Source organism: Bacteroides sp. D1 (assembly GCF_000157095.2).
GTDB classification, from domain to species: domain Bacteria; phylum Bacteroidota; class Bacteroidia; order Bacteroidales; family Bacteroidaceae; genus Bacteroides; species Bacteroides xylanisolvens.
The window spans coordinates 173,816-197,491 of sequence record NZ_JH114331.1; the positions used below are offsets into that span (position 1 = coordinate 173,816).

16 protein-coding genes and 1 tRNA gene are annotated in these 23,676 nt (G+C 40.8%); all 17 read right to left on the reverse strand.

The window, feature by feature from the left end; genetic code table 11:
- Positions 1 to 155: 155 nt before the first annotated feature.
- The 17 genes from BSAG_RS0222520 to BSAG_RS20645 all read right to left on the reverse strand — a co-directional run bounded on the left by BSAG_RS0222520 (position 156) and on the right by BSAG_RS20645 (position 23,665).
- The gene (locus BSAG_RS0222520) at positions 156 to 755 is read right to left on the reverse strand and encodes a hypothetical protein (RefSeq protein WP_008640975.1); all 600 of its coding nucleotides are present in this window, start codon (positions 753 to 755) and stop codon (positions 156 to 158) included.
- A 75-nt stretch (positions 756 to 830) separates the two neighbouring features.
- The gene (locus tag BSAG_RS0222525) at positions 831 to 1,721 is read right to left on the reverse strand and encodes an AAA family ATPase (protein WP_004312636.1); all 891 of its coding nucleotides are present in this window, start codon (positions 1,719 to 1,721) and stop codon (positions 831 to 833) included.
- The gene (locus BSAG_RS20715; protein ID WP_004312637.1) at positions 1,718 to 2,584 is read right to left on the reverse strand and encodes a DNA adenine methylase; all 867 of its coding nucleotides are present in this window, start codon (positions 2,582 to 2,584) and stop codon (positions 1,718 to 1,720) included. The genes BSAG_RS0222525 and BSAG_RS20715 overlap by 4 nt, the downstream gene beginning before the upstream one ends.
- Positions 2,585 to 2,588: 4 nt before the next feature.
- Entirely contained in the window at positions 2,589 to 3,974 is a 1,386-nt protein-coding gene (locus tag BSAG_RS20710) for a hypothetical protein (RefSeq protein WP_004312638.1), read from the reverse strand.
- Positions 3,975 to 4,190: 216 nt separating this feature from the next.
- The gene (locus BSAG_RS20705) at positions 4,191 to 5,306 is read right to left on the reverse strand and encodes a site-specific integrase (RefSeq protein ID WP_008997313.1); all 1,116 of its coding nucleotides are present in this window, start codon (positions 5,304 to 5,306) and stop codon (positions 4,191 to 4,193) included.
- 184 nt (positions 5,307 to 5,490) lie between these two features.
- A tRNA-Leu gene (locus BSAG_RS20700) sits at positions 5,491 to 5,572 on the reverse strand.
- Between the two features lie 73 nt (positions 5,573 to 5,645).
- Positions 5,646 to 6,707 (reverse strand): S41 family peptidase, encoded by a 1,062-nt coding sequence (locus tag BSAG_RS20695; RefSeq protein ID WP_008770394.1) that lies wholly within the window; start codon positions 6,705 to 6,707, stop codon positions 5,646 to 5,648.
- A gap of 47 nt (positions 6,708 to 6,754) precedes the next feature.
- Entirely contained in the window at positions 6,755 to 7,615 is an 861-nt protein-coding gene (locus BSAG_RS20690) for a DUF3316 domain-containing protein (protein ID WP_004312641.1), read from the reverse strand.
- On the reverse strand, positions 7,615 to 10,260 hold the full coding sequence (locus tag BSAG_RS20685) for a DNA gyrase/topoisomerase IV subunit A (protein WP_004312642.1): 2,646 nt from the start codon (positions 10,258 to 10,260) through the stop codon (positions 7,615 to 7,617). The genes BSAG_RS20690 and BSAG_RS20685 overlap by 1 nt, the downstream gene beginning before the upstream one ends.
- Before the next feature lie 135 nt (positions 10,261 to 10,395).
- Positions 10,396 to 11,724, reverse strand: coding sequence for an MFS transporter (locus BSAG_RS20680; RefSeq protein WP_004312643.1), 1,329 nt, complete (start codon positions 11,722 to 11,724; stop codon positions 10,396 to 10,398).
- 102 nt (positions 11,725 to 11,826) lie between these two features.
- Positions 11,827 to 13,578 (reverse strand): RagB/SusD family nutrient uptake outer membrane protein, encoded by a 1,752-nt coding sequence (locus tag BSAG_RS20675; protein WP_004312644.1) that lies wholly within the window; start codon positions 13,576 to 13,578, stop codon positions 11,827 to 11,829.
- Positions 13,579 to 13,600: 22 nt separating this feature from the next.
- Positions 13,601 to 17,143 (reverse strand): TonB-dependent receptor, encoded by a 3,543-nt coding sequence (locus BSAG_RS20670; protein ID WP_004312645.1) that lies wholly within the window; start codon positions 17,141 to 17,143, stop codon positions 13,601 to 13,603.
- 23 nt (positions 17,144 to 17,166) lie between these two features.
- Complete coding sequence (locus BSAG_RS20665) at positions 17,167 to 18,153, reverse strand: FecR family protein (protein ID WP_004312646.1); 987 nt, start codon at positions 18,151 to 18,153, stop codon at positions 17,167 to 17,169.
- 123 nt (positions 18,154 to 18,276) lie between these two features.
- Entirely contained in the window at positions 18,277 to 19,359 is a 1,083-nt protein-coding gene (locus tag BSAG_RS20660) for an SGNH/GDSL hydrolase family protein (protein WP_004312647.1), read from the reverse strand.
- A 39-nt stretch (positions 19,360 to 19,398) separates the two neighbouring features.
- Positions 19,399 to 20,337, reverse strand: coding sequence for a glycerophosphodiester phosphodiesterase family protein (locus BSAG_RS20655; protein ID WP_008020125.1), 939 nt, complete (start codon positions 20,335 to 20,337; stop codon positions 19,399 to 19,401).
- Between the two features lie 13 nt (positions 20,338 to 20,350).
- Positions 20,351 to 21,232: a PL29 family lyase N-terminal domain-containing protein gene (locus BSAG_RS20650; RefSeq protein WP_008020126.1), complete on the reverse strand. Its 882-nt coding sequence runs from the start codon at positions 21,230 to 21,232 to the stop codon at positions 20,351 to 20,353.
- Between the two features lie 12 nt (positions 21,233 to 21,244).
- A complete protein-coding gene (locus BSAG_RS20645; RefSeq protein WP_232286449.1) occupies positions 21,245 to 23,665 on the reverse strand; it encodes a PL29 family lyase N-terminal domain-containing protein in 2,421 nt (806 codons plus the stop codon).
- Positions 23,666 to 23,676: the final 11 nt, after the last annotated feature.

Consider the following 23,676-nt stretch of genomic DNA (forward strand, 5'->3'; position numbering starts at 1 on the left):
ACACTGTTTCACTGAGTGTGCCTGAGCAAAAGCTCTAAAAGAAACAGTATCTTATTCGGTTAATGAAAGAGAAAGTCTGATTCTGATTATATATCGACCAAGAACCCAAAGAATACTTTCGGCATTTAAGCTCCTTTATTGTGGTCACCGGAAGTTTAGTCATAAATATACCGTTTTATCATATTTTCAAAATTTCTTTTAAACTCTTGTACTTCGATAGGAATCGAACGTAAAAAGGGATTAAAAACCTTATTACCATTTCGTCCCCAATATTCCAACTGACCATTAAACCATTTTTTTGCATCTTGACGCCCCAACTCACCTCCTGCATTTATTTGTTCCATAGTATAGTCTCGGAAACATAATTGTTTGGTATATCCATTTGCTATATTGCCCCATAATGGATCTGCATCAGAGAGATTATACAAATAGGATGCCAGCAGTCTTTCAGGAGAGTTGTTCCCTGGCAATATTAAAATGTTATCTGCATTTTTTATTTTCTTAAGATACGCCCTATTCATCCTAACATCTCCATCCAATATGATGATAGAATATGGGTGTTTAAATGCAGGTATGTTTTTATTTACAAGTTCAGTTAAGGTTGAACACGGCAGAGTTACATCTACAAAATCTAATATAGATGCTTTAGTCTTTAAAATAGCTTTAACGAATAATATATTTTCATTATCCTCTGTATATACAGTAATTTTGTTTTTCTTACGTTTTTTTCCTTCTGCAACAACATTCAAATCCAATTTAATACCTTTAAAATCTACATTTTGTTTGATTGTTATCTTGTCATCGACTTTCTTTAGATAAAGAATCTTTACCTACTTAGCTGTTTCTTCTTGTTTACTTACTTCTTGAACTAAATCGTCCATAACCTTAAGAAGAGACATTGAATGAGTAGTAAATAAAATTTGCAAATTAAGTTTAGACGCATATTTGCGCAAAATCTTTAATAGCTCAACTTGAGACGCTGGATACATTGTAGCATCCATCTCATCAATGGCAAGAATTCCACCTTTATATTGTTGGGGATATTTGTCATGCAATCTTTTAAAAGAAAATAATGCCAAGATAATTTTGCCCAGATTATCTTGTCCCATAGAGTTTTGATTCCAATCGTATAATTCAGTGGATACGCCTATAGATTGCTTATTTTTTGAGGTTATTGTTGTTGCAGAAGAAATGGGAGTTTGTACTATTAGAATTTTATTGTGTAATTGTTTAAACTCACTTAGTTCCTCTGGAGTTAATAATGTGTCATCAGTTATAATCTTGGCCTCCTCTGCCATAGGAACTAACCGCTTTAAACTTAAAAAGATTGTGGGAAAGGAGATATATCCATCCCCTTCTTGCCTTGCTCCTTTCTTCCAAAATCGCACATTAGGGTCTCCAGTACGTTTGATGCTTTCGACAGTAAAGTCATCTACTCCTATATCAAAAGAAATGGTCCATTCATGACCTTTAGGTCTATCAAAAATGGGCGATAATCTAAACTTATCTTTGAATGCAGAAATATAGCTACCACCACACAAAGGTTTTTCCGCTCTCATTGGATCCTCAGGCTTAAGAGTGAAGGTTTGTGTTACAATACCCAGTAATGTTGACTTTTGAGTTCCGTTTTGTCCTGCAATTGCTGTTAATTGAGAGCCTACTTCAAAGTCTTCATTTTGGAAGCCTCGAAACCTTTCGATATGAATGTGAGTTATTTTCACTTTGTTGAATGATTAAATAATTTGTGTTTGGGAATAACTATATCGTCACAAAATATCATTATTTCTTCACCTTTTCCTGAGTTACTCGCACTATAATTCAATTCAAAACATTGTTGCCTATATTTTGAATATAGGTTGGTTATGAATGGCACATTATCATAAGAGACAATCCACTTACAATTTACTATTGCACCTATAGCATTTGCGATGTTTTGATGGTCTGTGTCATTATAGTAGTTCAGATAAAGCCCTTTTCCTTTTATATAGTATGGCGGGTCTAAATATAATAGAGTATTGTAAGGTAATTCATCTTTTAATCGTTGCACTAAAGTAACAGCATCGTCATTTGTTAGATGAATTCTCTCCGCGTAGTCTGCTATACGTTGAATCCTTTTTATCAAATCTTCTTTGTTAAACCTCGCATCAATCTTGTAATTTCCAGTTTGGTCGTATCCACCTATGATTCCAGCTTTTAAAATTCCTGAACGATTTGTTCTATTTAGGAAGAAAGTGGAAAACCCTAAATTTAATAAATCAACATTTCTATTTTCTTTATTCTGCTGAAACTCTTTTTGCTTAAACCATGTTTCGACATTTATGGGAGTATCCTTAATTAATTGGCAAAGAGCATCCGTGTTATTAAGAACACTATACCAAAAGGCATAAATAGATATGTCTTTATCGTTTATATATATATCACTAACATATTCATTAAAGAGCAAGGATAAAGCAACAGAACCACCTCCTACATATGGCTCAACATAAGTACCATCAAGCAATGCATTTTCTTTGATTAAACACTGTACGAAATCAGCGACTTTTGCCTTTCCACCGGGATATCTTAAAGGTGATAAAAACTCCATAATGTCATTCTTTATTTATAGATTCCCATAATTGGATAAAAAAACTTTCTATGTTGTCCCATCCTATAATCAAATTGTCTGCTTTAGGATAGAAAAACTCATTATGAACATATGCATTCAAGGATTCAATGGATAGGACTGAATTTTTATCATTTATTTCAGACCTTATACCTTTAGATAAATCATTACTCATTGTTCCTAATTGGGTCATATGATTTAATACTTTACAAACTTTCCCGTTCAAATCCTCTTTGGAAGAACACGCAGTTATAGCATTGTTTTTTACCAAATCATATCTTTCCAAATAAGCATCAACTGACAATTCTAAAAACACTCTCAGCAGTACAGAAGATGCATTAGGACATGTTTTAACTTGGATATGTTTTAACTCCTCAAAAATTTTATTGATTTTGGGGTTGTTGATATGCAAAATCAAAGTCTTGGGCACTAAGCCAGCTCTGTTTCTAGCTTTCTGATTATTAGCCTTTTTTATTTCTCTGCGTTCACTATTTATTAATACCTGCCCTTTATTGTCTACAATATCTTGAACACTCCATTGTTCAGACGCTTCATTAGATAGGTCTGGCTTTTGGTTCGTGTCAAAATTGTCAATATATTGCTTCCTTTTTTCTCTATTATAGATTTCTGAAACTTTGAATTCTGGATTAAGAATATCCGTAACAACTTTTATAAGCCCCTTGACGACTTCTGACACTTCAACCTTTGAAACTAAAGTTCCATTGTTAATTCCCAAACCAAGGTGTTCTCTAACATAAGGGTCTGACATCAAACGTTGCAGGTTGGTAATATTTAGTTTGGATAACGAATCCTTAATCGTATCAGAAACATTATCTTGTGATTTCAATAAAGTGATAATTTGCAATGGAATCGATGATTTTCCTTCTGTCTTCTCCTCGAATCTTTGCTTTTGTTGAGCATTCCAAGTAACTGTACCGATACCATTCAGCTCTCCCGAGTGTTTACGTTTTATCCAAATATCAGCTTCCGTTGGGTTTTCAAAAACAGCGCAAGCAATATTCTTCAATTCAGAAATAGCATTAGGATTTTCTTTTTGCAATTTCTGAAATTTTTTCCTTAAAGAAATGTACTTGTCATCAATTAATGTTGGATTGTTTAATAATTTTAATGATGTTATTCTCCTATTACCTTCGAGTACTATATATTTGTTGTTATCTTCGTTAGGCGTTACAATGATTAAATCGACTGGACTAAGACCATTAGTTACAATATCGTCTACAAGAGAATATAATTTATCCCCTTGGTCCTCTACCATCTTGTCTATCGCTTCCTTTTGTGAAGACAGAGGCTCAAATCTATAATTTTCAGTATTGACAAATAGTGATGTCAATTTTATTGTTTTTACAACCATGGTAACACTCATACTTATTAAAGTACAAAATTACTCATTTTTAGTGAAGTTAGCAGTAATTGAGCAATAAAAATATATGGAATTCACTTTTTGTAGGCTAAAACCTATTATAATCCAATTATAATGCCTATCTTTGTAATGCTAAAAGGCGTTCTTTTGAATTACTGCAAAACGAAGTGGAATACAGATTTTCGCTGGTTTCTAAATCGTTACCTGTCAAACTGGGATATTTTGTAAGCTATTGATTTTTAAGAAAAAAGAAAATACACTATGGCTTGCAACGTGATACGTAACTCTGTCTTCTACTCCGGCGAGTTTGGCTACTTTTTTGAGATAACGGTTCATGATCTGATTGCTGACATATGGGAATAGCGGCTGGTTCTTTTTGCCGCCTTTGTGGTAGGTGTCATATCTATTGATAATTTCCAATGCAGGTTCTAGTAATGGCAATGATACACGGACACCTGTTTTGACCCGTTTGTAATGCAGCCACAGGCTTTTGTCTATGCCGATAACGATGTTCTTTTGCGTTAATCGTGTCATATCTTCGTATGAGACTCCGGTATACACGGCAAAAATGAACAAGTCTCTGACAATGCCCAGATTAGGAGGTAGTATTACAGTGGAAAGTCGTTTTACGGCTTCTTCGTCCAGTTCGTTGATGTCGGTTTTTTCTTTATGTGCTTTGAGTGCTTTTACCGGATTTCGATTTATCCATTCGTTATTGAACGCCATTTCCATGACTTTTTTGAAGCGTTCCATGTGTTTCAATGCTCCGTTAATATCGCATCGTTTCATGTTGTCCTGTCGCAAATAACCTTGCAGATAGGCGAAAAACTCATTGACAAAAGCTGCGTCGATGATACTTATATCGTAGTCGGCCACTTTGTGTTTGATTCGCACGTAGCTTAGTAGATATTTCAAGGTAACTCCGTATTGGTAGCATGTTGACTGGGAGAGTTTTTTCCCTTCCATAATCATGTGATATTCGAACAGCGTTTTAATGGTAGAATATTCGTTATCCTCTGATTGGAACATGAGTTTAAAGTTCTCGATGTTGAGGGGATAGTTCTTTTGCCGGAGCTTGTTACAGGTTTCTTCAATTTGCAGTTTTAAATCTTCGATATACCTGTTTGTTTCCTTGTCTACAGCTGTTTTTCCGAGTGACTTTTGGGCGACTGCCGACCATGAAGCGGGGGAGATATGACAATTCGTCGGAATTTCGTATCTTTGCCCCATGATTGTAACTCTGCAGAACAGAGGTGACAGACTTTCATTTGTTCGACTTTTCCGTAGCCAAAACAGAACGTTGAAAGTTTTTTTTCTTTCCATACTTGATTTTTTTTGGTGAATCCTACTTTGAATCCAAAAAATCAAGATAAAAAAAGGAATCCTGTCACCGAGAATGGCACCGAATTGTTGTTAGCATTTTTCGGATAACCAGCGAAGAGGACACAAAAAAGCCCCTAAAATGTCCGTTTTAGGGGCTTTTTAACTGTAAATACAGTGTAGTTTGTGCGGCTGATAGGACTCGAACCTACACGTCTCACGACACCAGATCCTAAGTCTGGCGCGGCTACCAATTACGCCACAGCCGCATGCGTAGCTTTTTTGTTTAGCGGTGCAAAGATAGGAAGATTTTCTGATTTGGCAAATAATTCGGCAATAAAGTTATTCACTTAAGATTTCGAATGCTTTTTCAATCAGTGGATCTTTCTTTTGTGATTCTATGTCACCCTGCTCTATCCCTTCTTCCAGAATCTTATCCATGTTTACGTATACATCAGGTTTTATTCCATCCTCCAATGACTTTCCATACTTATCAAAGTGGGGGCTGGCAGAGAAGCGGACGCTCCAACCATTGGGTAATTCTGATGAAAATGGTAGTCCTGATCCACCACCAGTCTGATCGCCCAGCTGGATGATTCTTTTATCCTCGTTATCATTGTTTAAACTGCGCATTATGTTAACAAAATCATTTGTGGCACTATAACATCGACGATTGGTTAGTATCACGACCTTTTTTTGCCAACGAATACTGTTGGAGGGTTCTAAATAAATGGGTTCCATCTCTGAGAAATCATTGTGTCCCGGACCTGTCTTATGTTGGATATATCCTGTTAGTGCCAGTTTATCAGTGAACCGGGCAGCTATGCGTGAAGAATTGGTTAGATTACCTCCTCCGTTATCACGGACATCGATAATTAATCCATTGCAGATTTGTAAATAGTAAAGGACCTCATCCAAATTGCCATCTCCAACTCCGGCACTGAAACTTTCATAACGTATGTATCCTATGTTATTGTCGAATATTTTATATTTAAGACCAGCGGATGTGCGATAGCCTGAATTGGTACTACCCAGATAATAGTTATAAAGAATATCTTCTCTATAATTCCAGGGGTAGCCCTGATACCATGCATCGTAATAAGAAATACGACTGGCAGAAGATAGATTGACATGCCCGTCTTTCAAGATATAAAGCATTTGGCTTAGGATGTCGAACAGGTCATCATTGGACATCGACGGAATAATCAGTTTGCTGTATTCGTCATGAACAGCATCCCAGTCAATACCTTTCGTATCCAGGAAACAATACTGTTCGTCGATGATCTTCCATAGTTGTTCGAAATTACCTCTAGGATCATTGGCGTAGTCATCTTCCCCAATGCAACCAGTCAGCACCGGAAGGCAGCAGAGCAGCCAAAGTAATTGTCTAATCTTATTTCTCATCATTAATTGATCTCTCACTTGAAGTTTCAACATTAAATTTTGTTCTCTTAGTAAGCTCTAACCGATGAAGGAAGAGCGGTTCCTTTCTTATTTCGGATACGGTATAGGTCTTTCACAAATCCTACCATGAATACGTGTGAGTAGGTATGTGTCTTGATATTGTTAACGTTGGATTGCTGCAAATCAGCCAGGTAGCTGAAGCGCATTTTGGTATATCCTATCGGCAGGTCGACGGAGAGCATCTGTCGCAACGAAGGTTGATTGTGCAGGGAGGTAAATCTTATTACTCCACTCGAATTTCCCAAAGAGAATATCTCGTAATAAGATTGTCCGTAGTGGGGAGAGAACATCACTCCCATAACCGGCAGATTGACCTGATAACGAAGCACCATCGGATACCGTTTGATTTTCAGGTGCCAAATAGCCATTCCGGAGGCATCCAGATTGACGTATGCCCGTGCGGATGCCGGATTGTTGGTGTTCCGCAGATTATAGACAAAGCCTCCGTTGACATCTATCAATCCTCCGGCTAATAATTTGAAATTATCTGTCAGGCGGAACTGGTAGTGTAATCCATAGTTCCAGTTGACTAATCCGGAGAAAGTGTTATTGTTATCAGCCCGGTTGTGCGTATAGCCGATGTCTGCTTGAAAGAAGTTCTGCACAGATACATTTCCATCAAACAACTTGGTCATCCGAATCAACTCACGGGAAACACGGAAGTCGATACCTTTGTATTCCTGCGGTGAAAGATAGGTGTCGAAAACGTTAGTAAATCCGATACCATACATGGTGGCACGTGTTACATACCGATGGGCTTGCAGACTGTCGATCTGCGCTTGTAATCTTGTGCAAAGGGCGAACAGGATGCAACCTGTCAGCCCCAGGTATATTAGTTTTTTCTTCATCAGAATAATTTCATCTGCCCGGTGATTTCATCAATAATATCGCCTTCGCTTTTGCCGCTGTCCGGATCCAGATTTTCCGGCTCCTCTTCAGGAACTTCCTGTTGTTCTTGTGAGGGTTCGGGGAAGCGAGTTGGTTCAAGCTCATTGATCGTCTCCACTGCATAGGTAGTAATACGTTTTCCCTTGGCTTTGAAACCTTTGACAGCAATGAATTCATCCGCATCGATATTCAACGGATCACGGAAATTGTCGTGTCCGCCAAATATGACTTCCAGACGAGGATAGTACTCGTCAGTCAGCAGGATCAGACGGTTGTTCTTATTTTCTCCCAAGTAGTTCTGTTTACGGTTAGAGGCCTCAAAACAGAAACGTTTCAGATACGGATAATTCTGTTGGTCGGCATCGTAAAGCGCGGCAGTCCATATCTTGTTAGGATCAAATTTCTCCACGATGCTTACATTATCTTCATAGTGGTTGCTCAAGTCGAAGTTGGTAGTATAGAAATCACCGTTGTTCAGAACAATCAATATGCTGTCGTCGCTTTGGAATTCACCCAGATATTCACCTCGTCCGTCATAGTTGAGGCGGAGTATGTCACGGTCAAACCATACTTTACGTCCACCGAGCGTAGAACCTCCTTTTTGTTTCAGGGATATCTTATGTACCGGCAAGCGGGTGAGAATCACGCCTCGTGCCTGACGTCCCTTGATGCTGACCTCACTGAAGTCATGCTCGAAAATGATACGGCGTACACGCGGATTCGGTTTCAGTGTCACCTTGATGATTTCGGCTTCTCCATTCGGGTTGGCGCTGAAATAGGTAATCCGTGATTCGGGAGTTCCCTGTGTGACATCATATTCGCGGTCGCGAACTACAGAGGTCACGGCGAAACGTTTTACGTATGTCGTTCCTTCTTTTCCGTCGCGGTAGGCTACATTGTAGATCGTACGTTTATCGTTCTTCTTGAATACATTGACATAGAGAACGTTTTTGCCGACGAATTTCTTGTCGGCAACAGGAGTAACGATATACTTACCGTCGCGGAAGAAGATAATGACATCATCGATATCCGAACAACATGCAACGAACTCGTCTTTTTTCAAGGCTGTTCCGATAAATCCTTCTTCGCGGTTGATATAAAGTTTCTCGTTTGCTTCTACTACTTTGGCAGCTTCGATGGTGTCGAAGTTACGCAGTTCCGTACGGCGCGGGAAGTTCTTGCCGTATTTGTTTTTCAACATCTGATACCAGTTGACGGTATAATCTACGATGTGAGCCAGATGATTATCAATCTCGGCCACTTCTTCTTTCATCCTGGCAATTAGTTCATCCGCTTTGTCCGAATTGAATTTCAGAATACGTCCCATTTTGATTTCCATCAGTTTGAGAATATCCTCTTTGGTTACTTCGCGGATAAACTTCGGATAATAAGGCGTCAGGCGTTCGTCAATATGTGCACAAGCTGCGTCCATATCTTTGGATTGCTCGAACTCTTTGTCCTTATAGATGCGTTCTTCGATAAATATCTTTTCGAGCGAAGCAAAGTGTAACGCTTCCAGTATTTCGTTTTTCTTGATTTCCAGCTCCTGCTTTAGCAAATCCAGCGTGTTGTCTGCCGACTTTCTCAAGACTTTGCTGACAGTGAGGAAATGAGGTTTGCTGTCGTCAATCACGCAGCAGTTGGGTGAGATACTAACTTCGCAATCGGTGAATGCGTACAATGCATCGATTGTTTTGTCCGATGATGTACCTGGTGCCAGATGCACTAATATTTCTACGTTGGCAGCTGTGTTGTCATCTACCTTGCGAATTTTGATTTTTCCTTTATCAACTGCTTTCAGGATAGAGTCGATCACTGTTGAAGTGGTTTTCCCATAAGGGATCTCTGTAATTGCAAGCGTTTTGTTATCAATCTTGTTGATCTTGGCACGTACTTTCACTGCTCCGCCACGTTCTCCGTCGTTGTATTTGGCTACATCGATCGATCCGCCTGTCTGGAAATCGGGATACAGTTGGAATTCTTCCCCATGCAGATAGCTGATGGAAGCATCGCAAAGTTCGTTGAAGTTATGCGGCAATATCTTGGAAGAAAGTCCAACGGCGATACCTTCCACTCCCTGCGCCAGTAATAACGGGAATTTCACAGGAAGAGTGACTGGTTCTTTATTTCGTCCGTCGTATGACAATTTCCATTCGGTAGTTTTGGGATTGAAGACAACATCCAGCGCAAACTTGGATAAACGTGCCTCGATATAACGGGGAGCAGCCGCACCGTCTCCGGTGAGAATATTACCCCAGTTACCCTGACAGTCAATCAACAGGTCTTTCTGTCCCAACTGTACTAGGGCATCCCCGATAGAAGCATCCCCATGCGGGTGGAACTGCATGGTGTGTCCCACAATATTTGCCACTTTGTTATACCGCCCGTCATCCAGACGTTTCATAGAATGCAGGATACGACGTTGCACAGGCTTTAAACCGTCATTGATGTGAGGTACGGCACGTTCCAGAATAACGTATGAAGCATAGTCCAGAAACCAATTCTGGTACATGCCTGTTAACTGATGTTTTACGCTTTCGTCCCGCGCGTCCGCTGGTTTGTAGTCTGAATGTTCTTCCGTTATCTCGTTGATTTCGTCACTCATATATCAATCTTCGCTTTGCTTTAACAACAAATTATCTTCCTGAACATCAAAAAAGGGGATGTCCACGCAAAAATACGAAATAAATTCATATGAGGACGAAAAGAACTCACGTTTTTTATGATACTGACAGTTCTGTTAATCCTTTGATCTCACATTCCACACCAATAAAGCGAAAAAAACGGAAAGTAATGCTGCTCCGATCCAAAAAATATTGATGTAAGAAAAATCATAGATTTCTTTACCATCAACGATGCTTTTGTGCCCTTCAATGAGAACTCCGCTCATTATATCTTGTATACCTGCTCCGATGTAACTGGCAATGCCTACAATACCTAACGCTGCACCAGAAGCGTTCCGGGGAGCAATGTCGACAGCCATTAATCCACCCAAAAAACAGAGAAGTACTCCGATAGCGGTTCCGAATAGTACCATGGATAATGCGTCTATCCAGAAGTGGACGCCCGGGACTAGTAGAAACAGGCATAGTGCTGCTACATTCATCAAACCGAAGATAAGCGCAGGAGCATTTCTACGTCCATTGAAAAACTTGTCGGAGATTACCCCGGAAAACATCGTACCAATAATTCCACAAACCGAACTGATGGAGATGATAAAACTGGCATCTAACGTAGAATACCCTTTCTGGGCTTCCAGATAAAAGACTCCCCAACTGTTCACTGCATATCGGCTGACATACATCAACGCACTTGCGATGGCAAGTATCCAAATTGCCGGCATCATTAACGCCTGTTTTTGTGCCTTGTTGAAGTCAGCTTTATCATCGGTTTCATCTTTTATTTGTGGATGATTAACTGCTGACAGTCCTTCACTTTCGGGAGAGTCGTGGAAAAAGTTCCAGACAATTAGAACTCCGATTATTCCAATACTACCGGCTCCTATGAAACCATATCTCCACCCTAAAACGCTCACAATGGAAGCGACAATGATGAAAGTCATAGCCTCTCCGATATTGTGACTTGCCGACCAAAAACCGTAGAACGACCCTCGTTTCTTGTCCTCAAACCAACGGGATAGTCCGACTACACAGGAAGCTGCTCCCATTGACTGAAACCAGCCGCTGATTCCCCATAGTACGGCAAATAGAATAAAAGAATGAGTGAACCCTAAACATAAGTTAGCCAAAGCGGTAATCAGTAATCCGGTGGACATGAAGCGTCTGATATTACTGCGGTCTGCTAGAAATCCATTGGTGAATTTTCCGATGGCATATGTGAAAAACAGCACGGCACCAATGATACCGAGTTCGGTTTCTGAAAATATACCTTCTTCGACAATCGGCTTTTTTACTACATTCAGACTAAGTCGGCAAACGTAATAAATACCGTATCCGGCAGTTGCGGAAAAAAAGGTTGCCCATTGTAGCTTTTTGAGCTTCTTCTTGTTCTCTTTAAGAACTGGTGCAGGAGTACTGATTTGATAGAATTTGATAAGTTGTTTTAACATGGTAATTAGTGTTTGTTGCTTTAAAAAAAAGCAATAGTGATAGTAAGGTGTATCGGGGATTACCGATACACCTTACTGATAAAAATATAAATTGTGGATTAATTAGTAACTTAAGCCGTCTTCCCAACCCGGATTTTGGGTCAGAATGCCTTGTGTCAATACGCGTTGATCGGCAGGAATTGGCCATAAATAGTCTCTTTCCTCTTTCCAGTCATTGCCATAAGTAACTTTAGGAAATCCGATAATATAGCCGGATGTACCATTGGAGAGGTAAATATCCTTATCCAGTTTCTTTTTATTATCACATTGCGAAGTAGCTGTGGTTTCGTAGATTTCCAAATCAGGTTTTCCGTCTCCATCCATGTCATACGTTCCTACTCCAGGAATATAGATGCCGTAGTAAGGAATGTACTGATTGAACATTTGTTTTCCTTCTTTCCATCGGAACAAATCCCATTGTCTCAAGCCTTCCATAACTAATTCAATGGTACGTTCGCGACGTATTTCGAGAATGACTCCTTTGTTCGCTCCCTGCTCAACGTTCGGATAGCAGGTACCCAAATACGGATCAGGATTGTTGTTGGCGTCTGTAAGAATCAAATCCGGCATTTTTGCCCGTTCACGAATTTTATTGATAGAGATATCCAGATCTTCTTGTTTAAGAGTTCCTAATTCTGCTTTAGCCTCGGCATAATTCAGGTACACTTCTGCGGCTCGCATCAGTGGCCAGTCGGAGGTACTTTTGGCGGCTCCGTCATGGTCTTTCGTTCCTACGAATTTGATAGGTCTGTATCCGCAGTAGGCAGTTAAATCATTAGCAGTAACGGTGGTTTCTCCTTTCTGGATATAGTTCGGGCAAAGTACAGTTTGTTGTAAGCGTGGATCACGGTCTTTTACCTCTTCCGTATAGAACATAGTTTCATATCCTTGTTTATCTGTGAAACGCGTTCCGTCAGTCATCAGGTAGTGATTCATAAACCGGCGGGTGAAGCCCATCTGCAGATTGGCGATGCTGAATTGTACGGAATGTGATAATTGTAGACCTTCGAAGTTATAAGCTCTTGCCAGTACAACTTCTGTTGTTTTGGCATTGTCCGCACAGAACATATCTCTGTAAGGTTCTGTTCCTTCTTTATACAGACTGAAGCCGCTTTCATCAATAAACTGCTTGGCAGTGCTTGCTGCAATTTCCAGATATTTCTCATAATTGTCCAGTCCGTGGTATTTCCGATAAGTTCCTTCATAGAGTGCAGCTTGACTGGCAAATGCCAGTGCTGCCCATTTAGTGACTCTTGTATTCCGAGTGTCTGTGCTTTTAGTTGGTAAGCTGGTGGCGGCATCTTCGAAATCTTTGAGGACCCGATCCATCACAAATTCGCGTGAATCTCTGGCTTTAGCCAGTAATTCCTGATCTTCCGAACCTAATACCTGATCATACCAGGGCACGTCTCCATAACGACGTACCTTTACGAAATAGAAATAAGCTCTGAAGAACTGTGCCACACCGTTATATTGGCTGCGGGCGGTTTCATCATCACAATTGGAGGAATGTTGCAGAAAATAATTGATGTGACGGAGTTTGCTCCATGACCATCCGGTTTCGCTAGCAGCCGAACGGGTACCTTCAATCACCTGTCCCATGCCTTTGTCAATCATATCGTCTGCATTTGTACCGGCTGAAGCGTCCGGTTCATCCAGCAAAGTATAAAATTGATTGGTCCATAACTCCAGGTCGGATTTATTTTGAAAGTAATTCTCCGGTGTCACTGCATTTTCCGGTAGGAGTGTCAGGTCGCAACTACTGAACAGGGTTGTCACCATTCCCAGGATAATTATTTTGTTGATAGCTTTCATACTATATCTGATTAATCATTAATTAAAAAGTAATATCTACTCCAACAGTATAAACACGTGGATAAGCATATCCCGAACCTGTGTTGGATGAGTAAGTGCTACTAGAGATAGCCAATTCCGGATCAATGGTTTTATTATGCTTCTTCAGAGGCGACCAATAATATAGATTCTCTCCTGAAACATAAACACGGACTTTTTCGAAAAAACGCTTGTTGATGGGCAGGGTATATCCGATAGAGAGGTTCTTGAAACGCAGATAAGCAATGTTCTGTATATATCGGTCATTGACTGTTCCGAGTGAACCTCCGGAGTAGGATTGATAACCTCTGATGCGTGGGAAGAAGGCATTTCTGTTATCTTCAGTCCAACAGTCTTCCGGAAATGACTTTTCTATAAATGAGGTAGAAGGGAAAGAATAGGGGCCCCAGAAAGAATTCGCTCCTTGTGAACTAGAACTGGAGGACGGATACCAGTCTCTTTTACCGATCCCTTGAAAGAAAGCAGATACGTCAAAACCATTCCAGCTTGCATCCAGGCGGAAAGAATAGTTGTATCTTGGAGTCGTATTTCCGATGATCCGTTTGTCGCCCGGGTCATCTACGGTTCCTGCTCCTGCTCCGATCACGTTGTCTCCATTCAAGTCGGCAAAGCGTACATCACCGGCACGTAGATAACCGTCTACTTTACTGCTGTAAACACGTCCGTTCACGGCTTTGTCATTAATCTTTGCCTGATATTCCGCAGCTTCTTTGTCTGTTTTAAACAATCCGTCTACATGGTATCCCCAGATTTCTCCCATTTTCTTTCCTACATAGTGGTCGGAAATCAGTTTGTCCGGGTTGTTGTATTTGGTGATTGTGCGCTGGTAATCTCCCAAGGTAGCTTGTATCCCATATCGGAAAGGCTTGTTGGCTACTTTGAACGAATCGTTCCATGAAACAGATAATTCCCATCCGTTTGTCCGTAAGTCAGCGCAATTGGCTTTTGGGGTAGAAGCACCGTATACATCCGGTAAAGTCAATGAGGTGGTCAGCATATCCGTTGTTTTACGGACGTAATAGTCGGCACTCATACTTAGACGGTTTCTAAGGAATGACATATCCAATCCGACATTGTATGTTGTAACAGTTTCCCAGGTCAGCCCGGAAGAGATTGGATTGGAAATTTTCGCATAGTATGCTTTTCCTTCTCCATCAAAGGTATAACTGAATTGGTTATCGGAAGTGATTGTTTGCAGATAAGCGTAATAATCTACTTGTTGGTTACCCAGACTGCCGACAGAAGCACGTAATTTTAAACTGCTCCACCAGTCACTTACAGGTTTGAAGAAGTTTTCTTCAGAAATTCTCCACCCTGCTGATACCGAGGGGAATACTCCCCATCTGTCTCCTTCTGCAAATCGGGAAGAACCATCAGCACGGCAGGATACCTCAAGCAAGTATTTGCCCATGTAGTCATAGTTGATACGACCAAAGAAACCAAGAGTCTTATAGGCACTGATATCTTGTGATACGGTAAGCACACTTTCGGGTGTTACTGCCGAAAAGGAGTCGAGGTTATCATTGGACAAGTTGGTCATGGAAGTATCTTTGTTGACATTACGGTAAGTCTCATACTGACTACCTGCCACCACTTTAAGATTATGTTTCTTTGCCCATGAATGTTCAAAAGTAGCATAGTAATTCAGCATATGAGTGACGGGGAAAGATTCGTCTTCTTCATAGTTGTTAAAGATACTTCCGGAAGTGAATGTTTGTGTCACTCCCTGACTACGTGAATATTCAAATGAGTTGTTGCGATAGCGATACAGCTGTTTTCTTTGCTGATAACTGTAATTGGCAGTCAAAGTCAATCCTTCCAGTAAAGTAATATCAATCTGGTTGACTACAGACAAGAGTGTTCTGGATTTGGTGTTATGCCCTCTTTGAGATGTCAGATAGCCACCGTCGCCGGCTCCGAGAGGGGAGTTGGCATAAAGTTGGTTTGTATATTGCACAATTGTTCCGTCAGGATTGAAAGGCACGAATGACGGACTGATATTCGATTCCAGACGAGCAATGGTCATTGCATAATTGGAAGTTCCGTTATATCTGTAATTGTTGTTGTCCAATCCGATATTTGTCGACCATTTTATCCATTTATTCAGTTGGGCATCCATCTTGGCACGGAATGAGTAATCTTTATAGAGGTCTTTATCAATGTTGAACATACCATACTGCTGATAGTAGCGTCCACTGATATAATAATTCACCTTCTCGCCACCTCCGGTGATGGAAACGTTATGTTCCATCTGTGGGCGGGTGCGATTGTAGAAGTGTCCATACCAATCTGTATTTCCATAATAATAGTACTTCCCGTCTTCTCCGATTTCTACCCAGGGGCGTTCAGGATTCTCAGTCATATCATTCCTGCGGTCGTAGAGCTTCTGGAGTTCTTCATCTTCATACAAATACATATTCACACCATTGTATGCATGGTAGAACTTGTTGGCGAAAGTTACATAATCATACCCGGTACGGATAAAATCAGTGGAAGTCGTATTCTGTGTCCATCCGAAACGACCGTTATAGGAAATTTTGGCTTTTCCTTTTGTTGCGGCACTTCCCGATTTAGTGGTAATAAGTACCACACCAGCCGATGCTTTTGCTCCATAAATGGCACACGAAGATGCATCTTTCAATACAGAAATCGATTCGATATCATTTGCATTGACTTGATTTAGCGGTACTTCTACGCCATCACATAATACTAACGGAGTGCCACCGTTGACAGAGATACCTCCACGAATGTTTAATGAATACCCTGACTCGGGCGAACCTGTACCAAAAGTAAGATTTACAGATGGATCGGCTCCCTGCAATGCATTGGCAGCAGACACTACCGGGCGGTTGTTCAGGTCTTTACTAGAGATGGTGGAAACGGCACCTGTCAGGTTACTTCTGCGTTGACTACCGTAGCCTACTACGACTACCTCGTCAATCATCAGGCTGGAAGGAATCAGGCGGATGGTCTTGGTCTGATTGTCTTTTACATTGACTGTTGCCATTTCATAACCTACGTACGAAATTTCGATTGTTGAAGGTATGAAAGCTTCTAAAGAAAACTTTCCATCCAGATCGGTAATTGCTCCTTGTGCGGTTTCTTTGTTCATCACTGAAGCGCCTATAACAGGATTACCTTCTTCGTCATAAACAATACCGGTAATCGTCTGTTTCTTTTTCTCACCGGGCTTTTGCTGACTGGTATCTGACTTTTTACTGATAATGATACTATGCCCGTTGATGGCGTAGCTAACATTCTGTCCCACAAAAATCTGATCCAAAACGGCCTTAATAGGCGCATTAGTGGCATTGACTGACACTTTTTTACTCATGTTGATCTCTGCGGATTTGATCACAACAGAATAATTTTTGGTCTTATGTAAAGCTTCTATTGCTTCTTTTACAGTAACATTCTTTAATTGTAAGGTTATGTCTTGTGCTAGAATGGGTTGAGAGAAAAATATCATCACACAAGCAAACCAGATCGTTGATATATATTTTTTATAAATATTAGTTTGCTTCATATCAGGTTATACTACTGCTAATTTTATGGAGCTGCAGAAGTAATCAAGATTACTCCCTGACTCCGGGTTATGGACATTTGTCCGTCTGTATTGAGATTGGATAAAATCTCATCGAGAGTTTCCCCGTTAGTGAAGTAAGCAATGTAAGTGCTGTCACCTAGCTTTTGATCTAATATGATGATTCTGGTATCGAAATAATATTCCAGTTCCTTCACAATATCATTAAGGGGAAGATTACTGAAATAGAATCCTTCGTTTTTGGCCGGACACTTGTACAGATTGGCAAGGAATGTATCGCGGACAATCTTTTGTGAAGTTCGGTTATACTGAATCATTTCTCCTTTCTTCAAAATCTCATTAGGATGAGTTGGAGTTTTGAACAGTACCGAACCTTCTACGAGCGCGACTTCTACTGTCTCGATATTCTCGTAGGCACGGAGATTGAACTTTGTACCCAGCACCTGCACATGGACGTCACCAGCAGAAATGATAAAAGGCTTGTCCGGATCCTTTGCCACATCGGCAAAGAGTTCTCCACTGACAAAGATTTCTCTTTTATTTTCTGTGAAATCGGAAGGGTAAATTACTCGCGTGCCTGAATTGACATGGAGCGTCGTTCCATCCGAAAGAGTGAGTGTCTGATGCATACCGTGTGGTACGGTGATATCATTCCAGTGTGTATTTGCCTTCTTGTCAAGAAGTAAATATCCGGCTAAAAATAAGAGTGGTATAAAAAGGACGGCTGCCACACGCTGCATCCAGCGGATTGAACGCTGAAGTCCCGGGCGTGGTGTGCGGACCTGTTGGGGTTGAGTTGCTTTTTGAAATTTCTCAAAAGCTTTTTGAGATAACTCATGATTCTCCATTTGAATTTCAGAGATAATCTCACGGAAACTCTGGTCCACTAGGCTATTGTCATTTTCTGTCAACCACTTTTGGATTTCTATTTCTTCCTCGTGAGAACACTTATCATAGAAATAATCTTTTAATATGTCATTAGTTATCTTCATAGCGTATTTGTTTAAAGTACAAAAATGCATTTTTTTTCTTTATCAATGAGTATATTATGTTGATTATTTCTGAATAAGATATTCTATTTGGGATAGATTTGTATTTTTAATCTGATCTCATATTCATAAGCACTTGTTTTTATTTAGTATTTCGATTATTTTTTTCTCTAAATTCTTAGCCCAAAAGTAGTAGCCGAGGTCAGACGGATGGGTTCCGTCGGTACAGGTATCCCTGTTTTCGGGAGATGGCAACGGATTGCCTATCAGGTAGATATTCGGATATTTCCGGATGATCTCTTTCATAAGAGTTTCTACTATTTCCAGTTTGTCACTCTCCCTGGCTCGAATCAAGGTGTTAAATGCTTCATTGCCCCGTTGAATAGTTTGTACGAATATCAGAGGAGTCTTAGGGTGTTTGGCTACAATGATATCTACAAATGCTTGTAAACGTTCCTTGATTTGCATTGCGTCGGGGTTGGAAAACACATCAAATACAAAAGCATCGGCTTCGGTGGCTGCTATCACTTCCGCAAAATAAGACTGAAGTTTGGCATTGCCACTGAATCCTAAATTGCAGACATGTAAGTTTGTATTACGCTCTATTTGCAGCGGATAACTCATCCCCGGACGACTTGCTCCAATACCTTGCGTAAAACTGGAACCGAAGAATACGACTTTTTGCCCAAAAGGATTCGGGATCGTTTCGATTGAAGATCCCGGCTGAATGCCTATCTTCAGAGATTCGAGTTCGCTGTACATCGGCAGGTAAAGCAGACATTCTTTTTCCTTTGGCTCCATACCATACATCAGTGTGAATGCTTCGTTCCGTTTAGCAGGAGCTAGCGAATTGGCATATATCCATTCATTATTCTGTCTGATATAGAGGTCGAAGCCGGCAGCTGCTATTCCTGTTACATTATCTTTCCTGTATTCCCATTTATACGAGGGAAGCAGGTCAATCTGGGGTGAGTTGGTCCTGAAAACAACCGCTAATCCTGCTGAACATCTGGCTTGCTGGTTTTCTGATTTTGAAAATCCCTTGAAAGCTACCGTATCTATACGGTGATATAGATGTGGGGTAGGCAAGGCTTTTCCTACAAGGGTCAATTGGGAGGCATCTACATAGCGGATGTCTTTTATACTTTGTCCCCATAGGATAGTCGGTGCCAAAAGCGAAGCCAAAAGGAGCAATCTGAAATTTCTCATGTTTTCTTATCTGGTAAATAGAATAATTACTTTCGGGGATTAATTGTGCCGTCCGATTTTCTTCAGGTAGCTGATTAATAACTCCGGTCGGTCGGTTTGTATGATGGATGTGCCGAGATCTAATACCTTTTGGTAAACTTCTGCCCCATGTTCAAAAGCATAGTCATCGTACATACCTGCTTCTTCACCTCCGCAGAGTGAGGCCCAAAGAGTATTTACCCAGATTTTAGAACCTTGTGCAAGTATATCCTTCATGCATTTTTTTACTTCCGAAGTTTCTTGCTGCCAGCATACTTCATATGCTAGAGGAATGATTTTCTTGTCCATATATTGACGGAACAAATCTTGTCCGCTTGGTTTGTTGATATCAATAATGGGCATGTACATCATGGCGTGTTTATACTTCTTAGCTTGTGCATCTACAAAATCAACCGACTTTTTACCTTTAATCAAGATTTGTTCTGTGACTCCCAATTCTTCTGTGATAGCCATTACCAAATCATAATATTGGTACCCTTGGTCTATGTTAACCACTATACGGTCTTTGCAGACGGCCAATGCTTCTTTTAAGGTCGGCATCTTGTATTTAGTGGGGCAGTTATGACCTGTTTTCAGGAAACAGCTTTTGATATAGTCGTAAGTTACGTCGCTGACTCTGCCTTTTCCTGTGGTAGTCCGGTCGATAGTACCGTCGTGACAAAGGACAAGTACACTGTCTGCTGTTAGTTTCAGGTCTAGTTCCATGACATCAACTCCCATGCGGATAATCGATTCGATGGCAGGGATGGAGTTCTCCGGATAATCCCGCCAGTCTCCCCGGTGGGATACTACCACTACATAGTCTGTTTTCGGATTGTGAATGGCTTCTACTATCTTTTGCGCATGTGTCTTGTCCGGAGCGACAGGAGTGACTGCAAAAGTGCCTAGAGTCAGCAACAGAAGAAGTCCGGTGAATAAGATTCTTTTTTTCATATTCATATCATTTTAAGGATTAATTTTTTTTGAATAAAAGAGGACGAAGTACAAGATGCTGAAGATCGTAAGCTGTGATGATCACATGACCTTCATCAAAATTGTTTTCGAATATTACAGTAAGGGTATGAGTCTCTTTGTCGATTGTTGCTTTTACGTTCACCGCTTGGGCAATAGTGACTAATGCTTCTTCTGCAGATGCTCCCGTTACTTCATATTCAATTTTTAGGGGACTGGAAAGATCGGTTATTTTTGTAACAGCATTTGCTTTTAACCTGAGATTCAGAGAACTGAACACTTCCAGTGTGAGTGTTTCCCCATTACCCAATGTGATTTTGAGATATCCCTCATCAGTCTTGGTAATATTTTTAAAAATGGCCGTCTCGTCGGTTGTAGCTGTAATAGGAGTCCCCTTGTTATCCTTGAGTATCTCACCATTGACTGTCCAGTAACCGTCGGCATTTACCCCCATTTCGGGGGTATAGCCACAGACGGGTACTTTTTTTTCGGTATCATCTGTGAGCCAGTTTGTCTCATTGCCAATAGTGGTGGTCCAGTAATACAACTGGTCGTCATCGTTGAGGCGTACACCGAGTATAGGGGCTTCTATTACATCTTCCTGGGTTGCTACAACAACTGCTTTTTCTTCATTATTGTTGTCTTTATAGGTAATAACATATTGCCCGTCCGAGTTTCGGGAAACAGAGGTAATTACATTTCCTTCCGTCAAATATCCCAGTTTTGAGATATCTTCATTGAGTTTATCCGCTTTGGTTTGAAGGGCGGCTATTCGCTCTTTGAAATCATTGAGCTTATTCTGAATCGAAGAGTCATCATAATCCCCACAACTGGTGAGCAGGAGGGAAAGAAGCACCGAACAGACAAAATATATTCTTTTCATATCTTGTGTCTTTTAGAAATTAATACTAGGATCGAAATTTTGGTTTGCATGACAAAATGCATTCTGGTTAGTGGCATCTGGTGCAGAAGTAGGATCGTCCTTATACTTGCTGTAATCACCGACATAGCCTCCACATACACAAGCCTTGCAATTGGTCCAGGTTGCAGTGGAAGCACCAGAATAACCACATAACCAGCCCGGACCATGTCTGTTGGTCCCATTTCCTTCGGTGAATACATCTCCCAAAACAGCACCTTTGTTTACGCAACCGATAATCTGTATGTTAGAGTGACCGATGATGCCTCCTGTGCGGACACTTAGGTGAGTCATGACATTTCCGTAATTTGTGCAGGACTCTACTGTATATTCCGGTTTGGTTTTCAGGTCGTCTGTACCTCCTACAATTCCACCCATACGTTTGTAATTGTAGGTCACACTCGCTTCTTTGCCTTCATGTTGCCCTACTTTGTCATCTTCAATGGTTCCTCTGTTGTCACAGTTGTAAATGTTACCATACATTAGTGTTGCTATAATTCCGCCCGTTCTTCCACTCGGACAACTGATATCGCCATAGTTGGTGCAGTAATTCAATTTTCCTCCTTCTGCTTTAGCCATGAAGGCGCAGATTCCGGCTGTCTGCATACCTGTACCGCCATTAGCTGTATTGCTGATGCGTCCTGTACGGACAAATCCTTTGTTGGAACAACCTTGTGCTTTGGATTCTCCTCCAATGGTTGTGTTGACAATTGTACCTACCAGGCCGGAAAGTGCGTTAAATTCTCCGGATTTATTATCGGCTGTGAAGTCGATATTATAATAGTTGGTACAGCCCTCTATTACCGATTTTTTGGCGAAGCAGACAAGAGGAGCTATGACAGTATATTTAGGTGCTGTTCCGCTCATCATCCAAGTTATAGTGGTACTGGCATCTCCTAAAACTAAATTTTTGACTGTCGCATTTTCTATCGAACCGAATAAACCATACGCCAATCCACCATTTGTTATATCTGCACTACAATTCAGGTTCTTGATAGCATGGCCTTGTCCGTTGAAAGTTCCAGTAAACGGATGTATGGAAACATAGGGCTCGGCCGTAGTATAGTTGGAAGCATCTATATCACCGATAGGTGTCCAACTGGTCACGGATGACATATCAATGTCATTCAACAATACTATCTCTCCGGCGTCATTCTGCCAGCGGGAGGTACTTGTTCCGTTATTTACGGCTTTTGCAAAATTAACTAGATCGGCAGCAGTACTGATTCCTCCTTTAGCTTCCACTTCTTTAGCTTCTTGTATCACATCGATACTTGAAGATATATTATACAGCGAATTAGAGAATATTATTTTCCCGGAACGTTCGTCACCCGTTTCATTAGCCAGAATGGTGAAGGCATGTGTGGTTGTAATTAATGCACGGGTTCCTTTGTAAGTGATCCACTCGTTTTCTGTACTGACCTGATAGAATATGTTGGCAGATATCTGCATTTCTATGTCCATTTGGGTGCCTTTGAGTTGGATAGGACCTACATGACCTTGGTATAGTGGCTCGTCCAGAATTGCGGTACCGTATGTAAAGTATATCGGTTTCAATACGGTATTATTTCCTGCACTTGCCAGCAACAGAATATTTCCTTCAGTCGCTCCTTCTTTCATGGTAGCGATGAGGGTGGAAGAGGCTTTATCTATTTTGACTTCCATATTGTAGGCAGTAAACAAGTCTACATATGCATTTTCCGATTGGGTACCATATATTTCATATGGAATACTAACCGGAGTAGCATAGTCTGTTACTGCATTGTAAACCGGACTGTTGAACCGGATACCGAGTGCCTCTTGTAAACTCATACGCAATTCCTGACCGTCTGCCAGAATAAATACGGCTTCTTCTGTTTTATCATCTATATAAGCCGATTTGAATAACAGATTACTTAAATCATTGGCTAATACACCGGTGCTGGCGCCATTCACACTCCAATAACCGTTCTCGTTTATTTTAACGTCAGGCATCGTTCCGCCTATCGGAAATTTCTTTCCGTCACCGTCGAGAATGAATGTATAAGTCTTCCCTTTATCAGTCGTCTGCGCCCAATAGAATTTACTGTCAGTATCCTGTTTGGCCGTGATGATAGGAAGTTTGATGGCATCTTTTTGAGTAGCGATCGTAACGGTGTGGGTTTCCCCACCACCGTCACTGTAAGATATTACGTGGTTGCCATCGGCATCCTGACTGATTAAAGTGATAAACGAACTCCCGATCACTTTAGACAGTGAAGTCATTTGCTTGGTCAATGTTTCGGCTTGAGCTTCATAATCTCCGATCGTCTTTTCTATTTCGTTGAGGTCCTGCCAGATTCGTTCGTCGTCGTAAGAACTGCAACTTCCCAGAAAACAGGCAGATATAAATAATGATATACTTATAAACTTTTTCATATATTCAGTGA

Bases quoted from the DNA above. Each gene is read 5' to 3' on its own strand.
- BSAG_RS20665 (WP_004312646.1), bottom strand. From the start codon at position 18,153: ATGAAGATAACTAATGACATATTAAAAGATTATTTCTATGATAAGTGT.
- BSAG_RS20710 (WP_004312638.1), bottom strand. From the start codon at position 3,974: ATGGTTGTAAAAACAATAAAATTGACATCACTATTTGTCAATACTGAA.
- BSAG_RS20715 (WP_004312637.1), bottom strand. From the start codon at position 2,584: ATGGAGTTTTTATCACCTTTAAGATATCCCGGTGGAAAGGCAAAAGTC.
- BSAG_RS20650 (WP_008020126.1), bottom strand. From the start codon at position 21,232: ATGAAAAGAATATATTTTGTCTGTTCGGTGCTTCTTTCCCTCCTGCTC.
- BSAG_RS20690 (WP_004312641.1), bottom strand. From the start codon at position 7,615: ATGAAGAAAAAACTAATATACCTGGGGCTGACAGGTTGCATCCTGTTC.
- BSAG_RS20675 (WP_004312644.1), bottom strand. From the start codon at position 13,578: ATGAAAGCTATCAACAAAATAATTATCCTGGGAATGGTGACAACCCTG.
- BSAG_RS20680 (WP_004312643.1), bottom strand. From the start codon at position 11,724: ATGTTAAAACAACTTATCAAATTCTATCAAATCAGTACTCCTGCACCA.
- BSAG_RS20685 (WP_004312642.1), bottom strand. From the start codon at position 10,260: ATGAGTGACGAAATCAACGAGATAACGGAAGAACATTCAGACTACAAA.
- BSAG_RS20705 (WP_008997313.1), bottom strand. From the start codon at position 5,306: ATGGAAAGAAAAAAAACTTTCAACGTTCTGTTTTGGCTACGGAAAAGT.
- BSAG_RS20655 (WP_008020125.1), bottom strand. From the start codon at position 20,337: ATGAATATGAAAAAAAGAATCTTATTCACCGGACTTCTTCTGTTGCTG.
- BSAG_RS20695 (WP_008770394.1), bottom strand. From the start codon at position 6,707: ATGAGAAATAAGATTAGACAATTACTTTGGCTGCTCTGCTGCCTTCCG.
- BSAG_RS20660 (WP_004312647.1), bottom strand. From the start codon at position 19,359: ATGAGAAATTTCAGATTGCTCCTTTTGGCTTCGCTTTTGGCACCGACT.
- BSAG_RS20645 (WP_232286449.1), bottom strand. From the start codon at position 23,665: ATGAAAAAGTTTATAAGTATATCATTATTTATATCTGCCTGTTTTCTG.
- BSAG_RS20670 (WP_004312645.1), bottom strand. From the start codon at position 17,143: ATGAAGCAAACTAATATTTATAAAAAATATATATCAACGATCTGGTTT.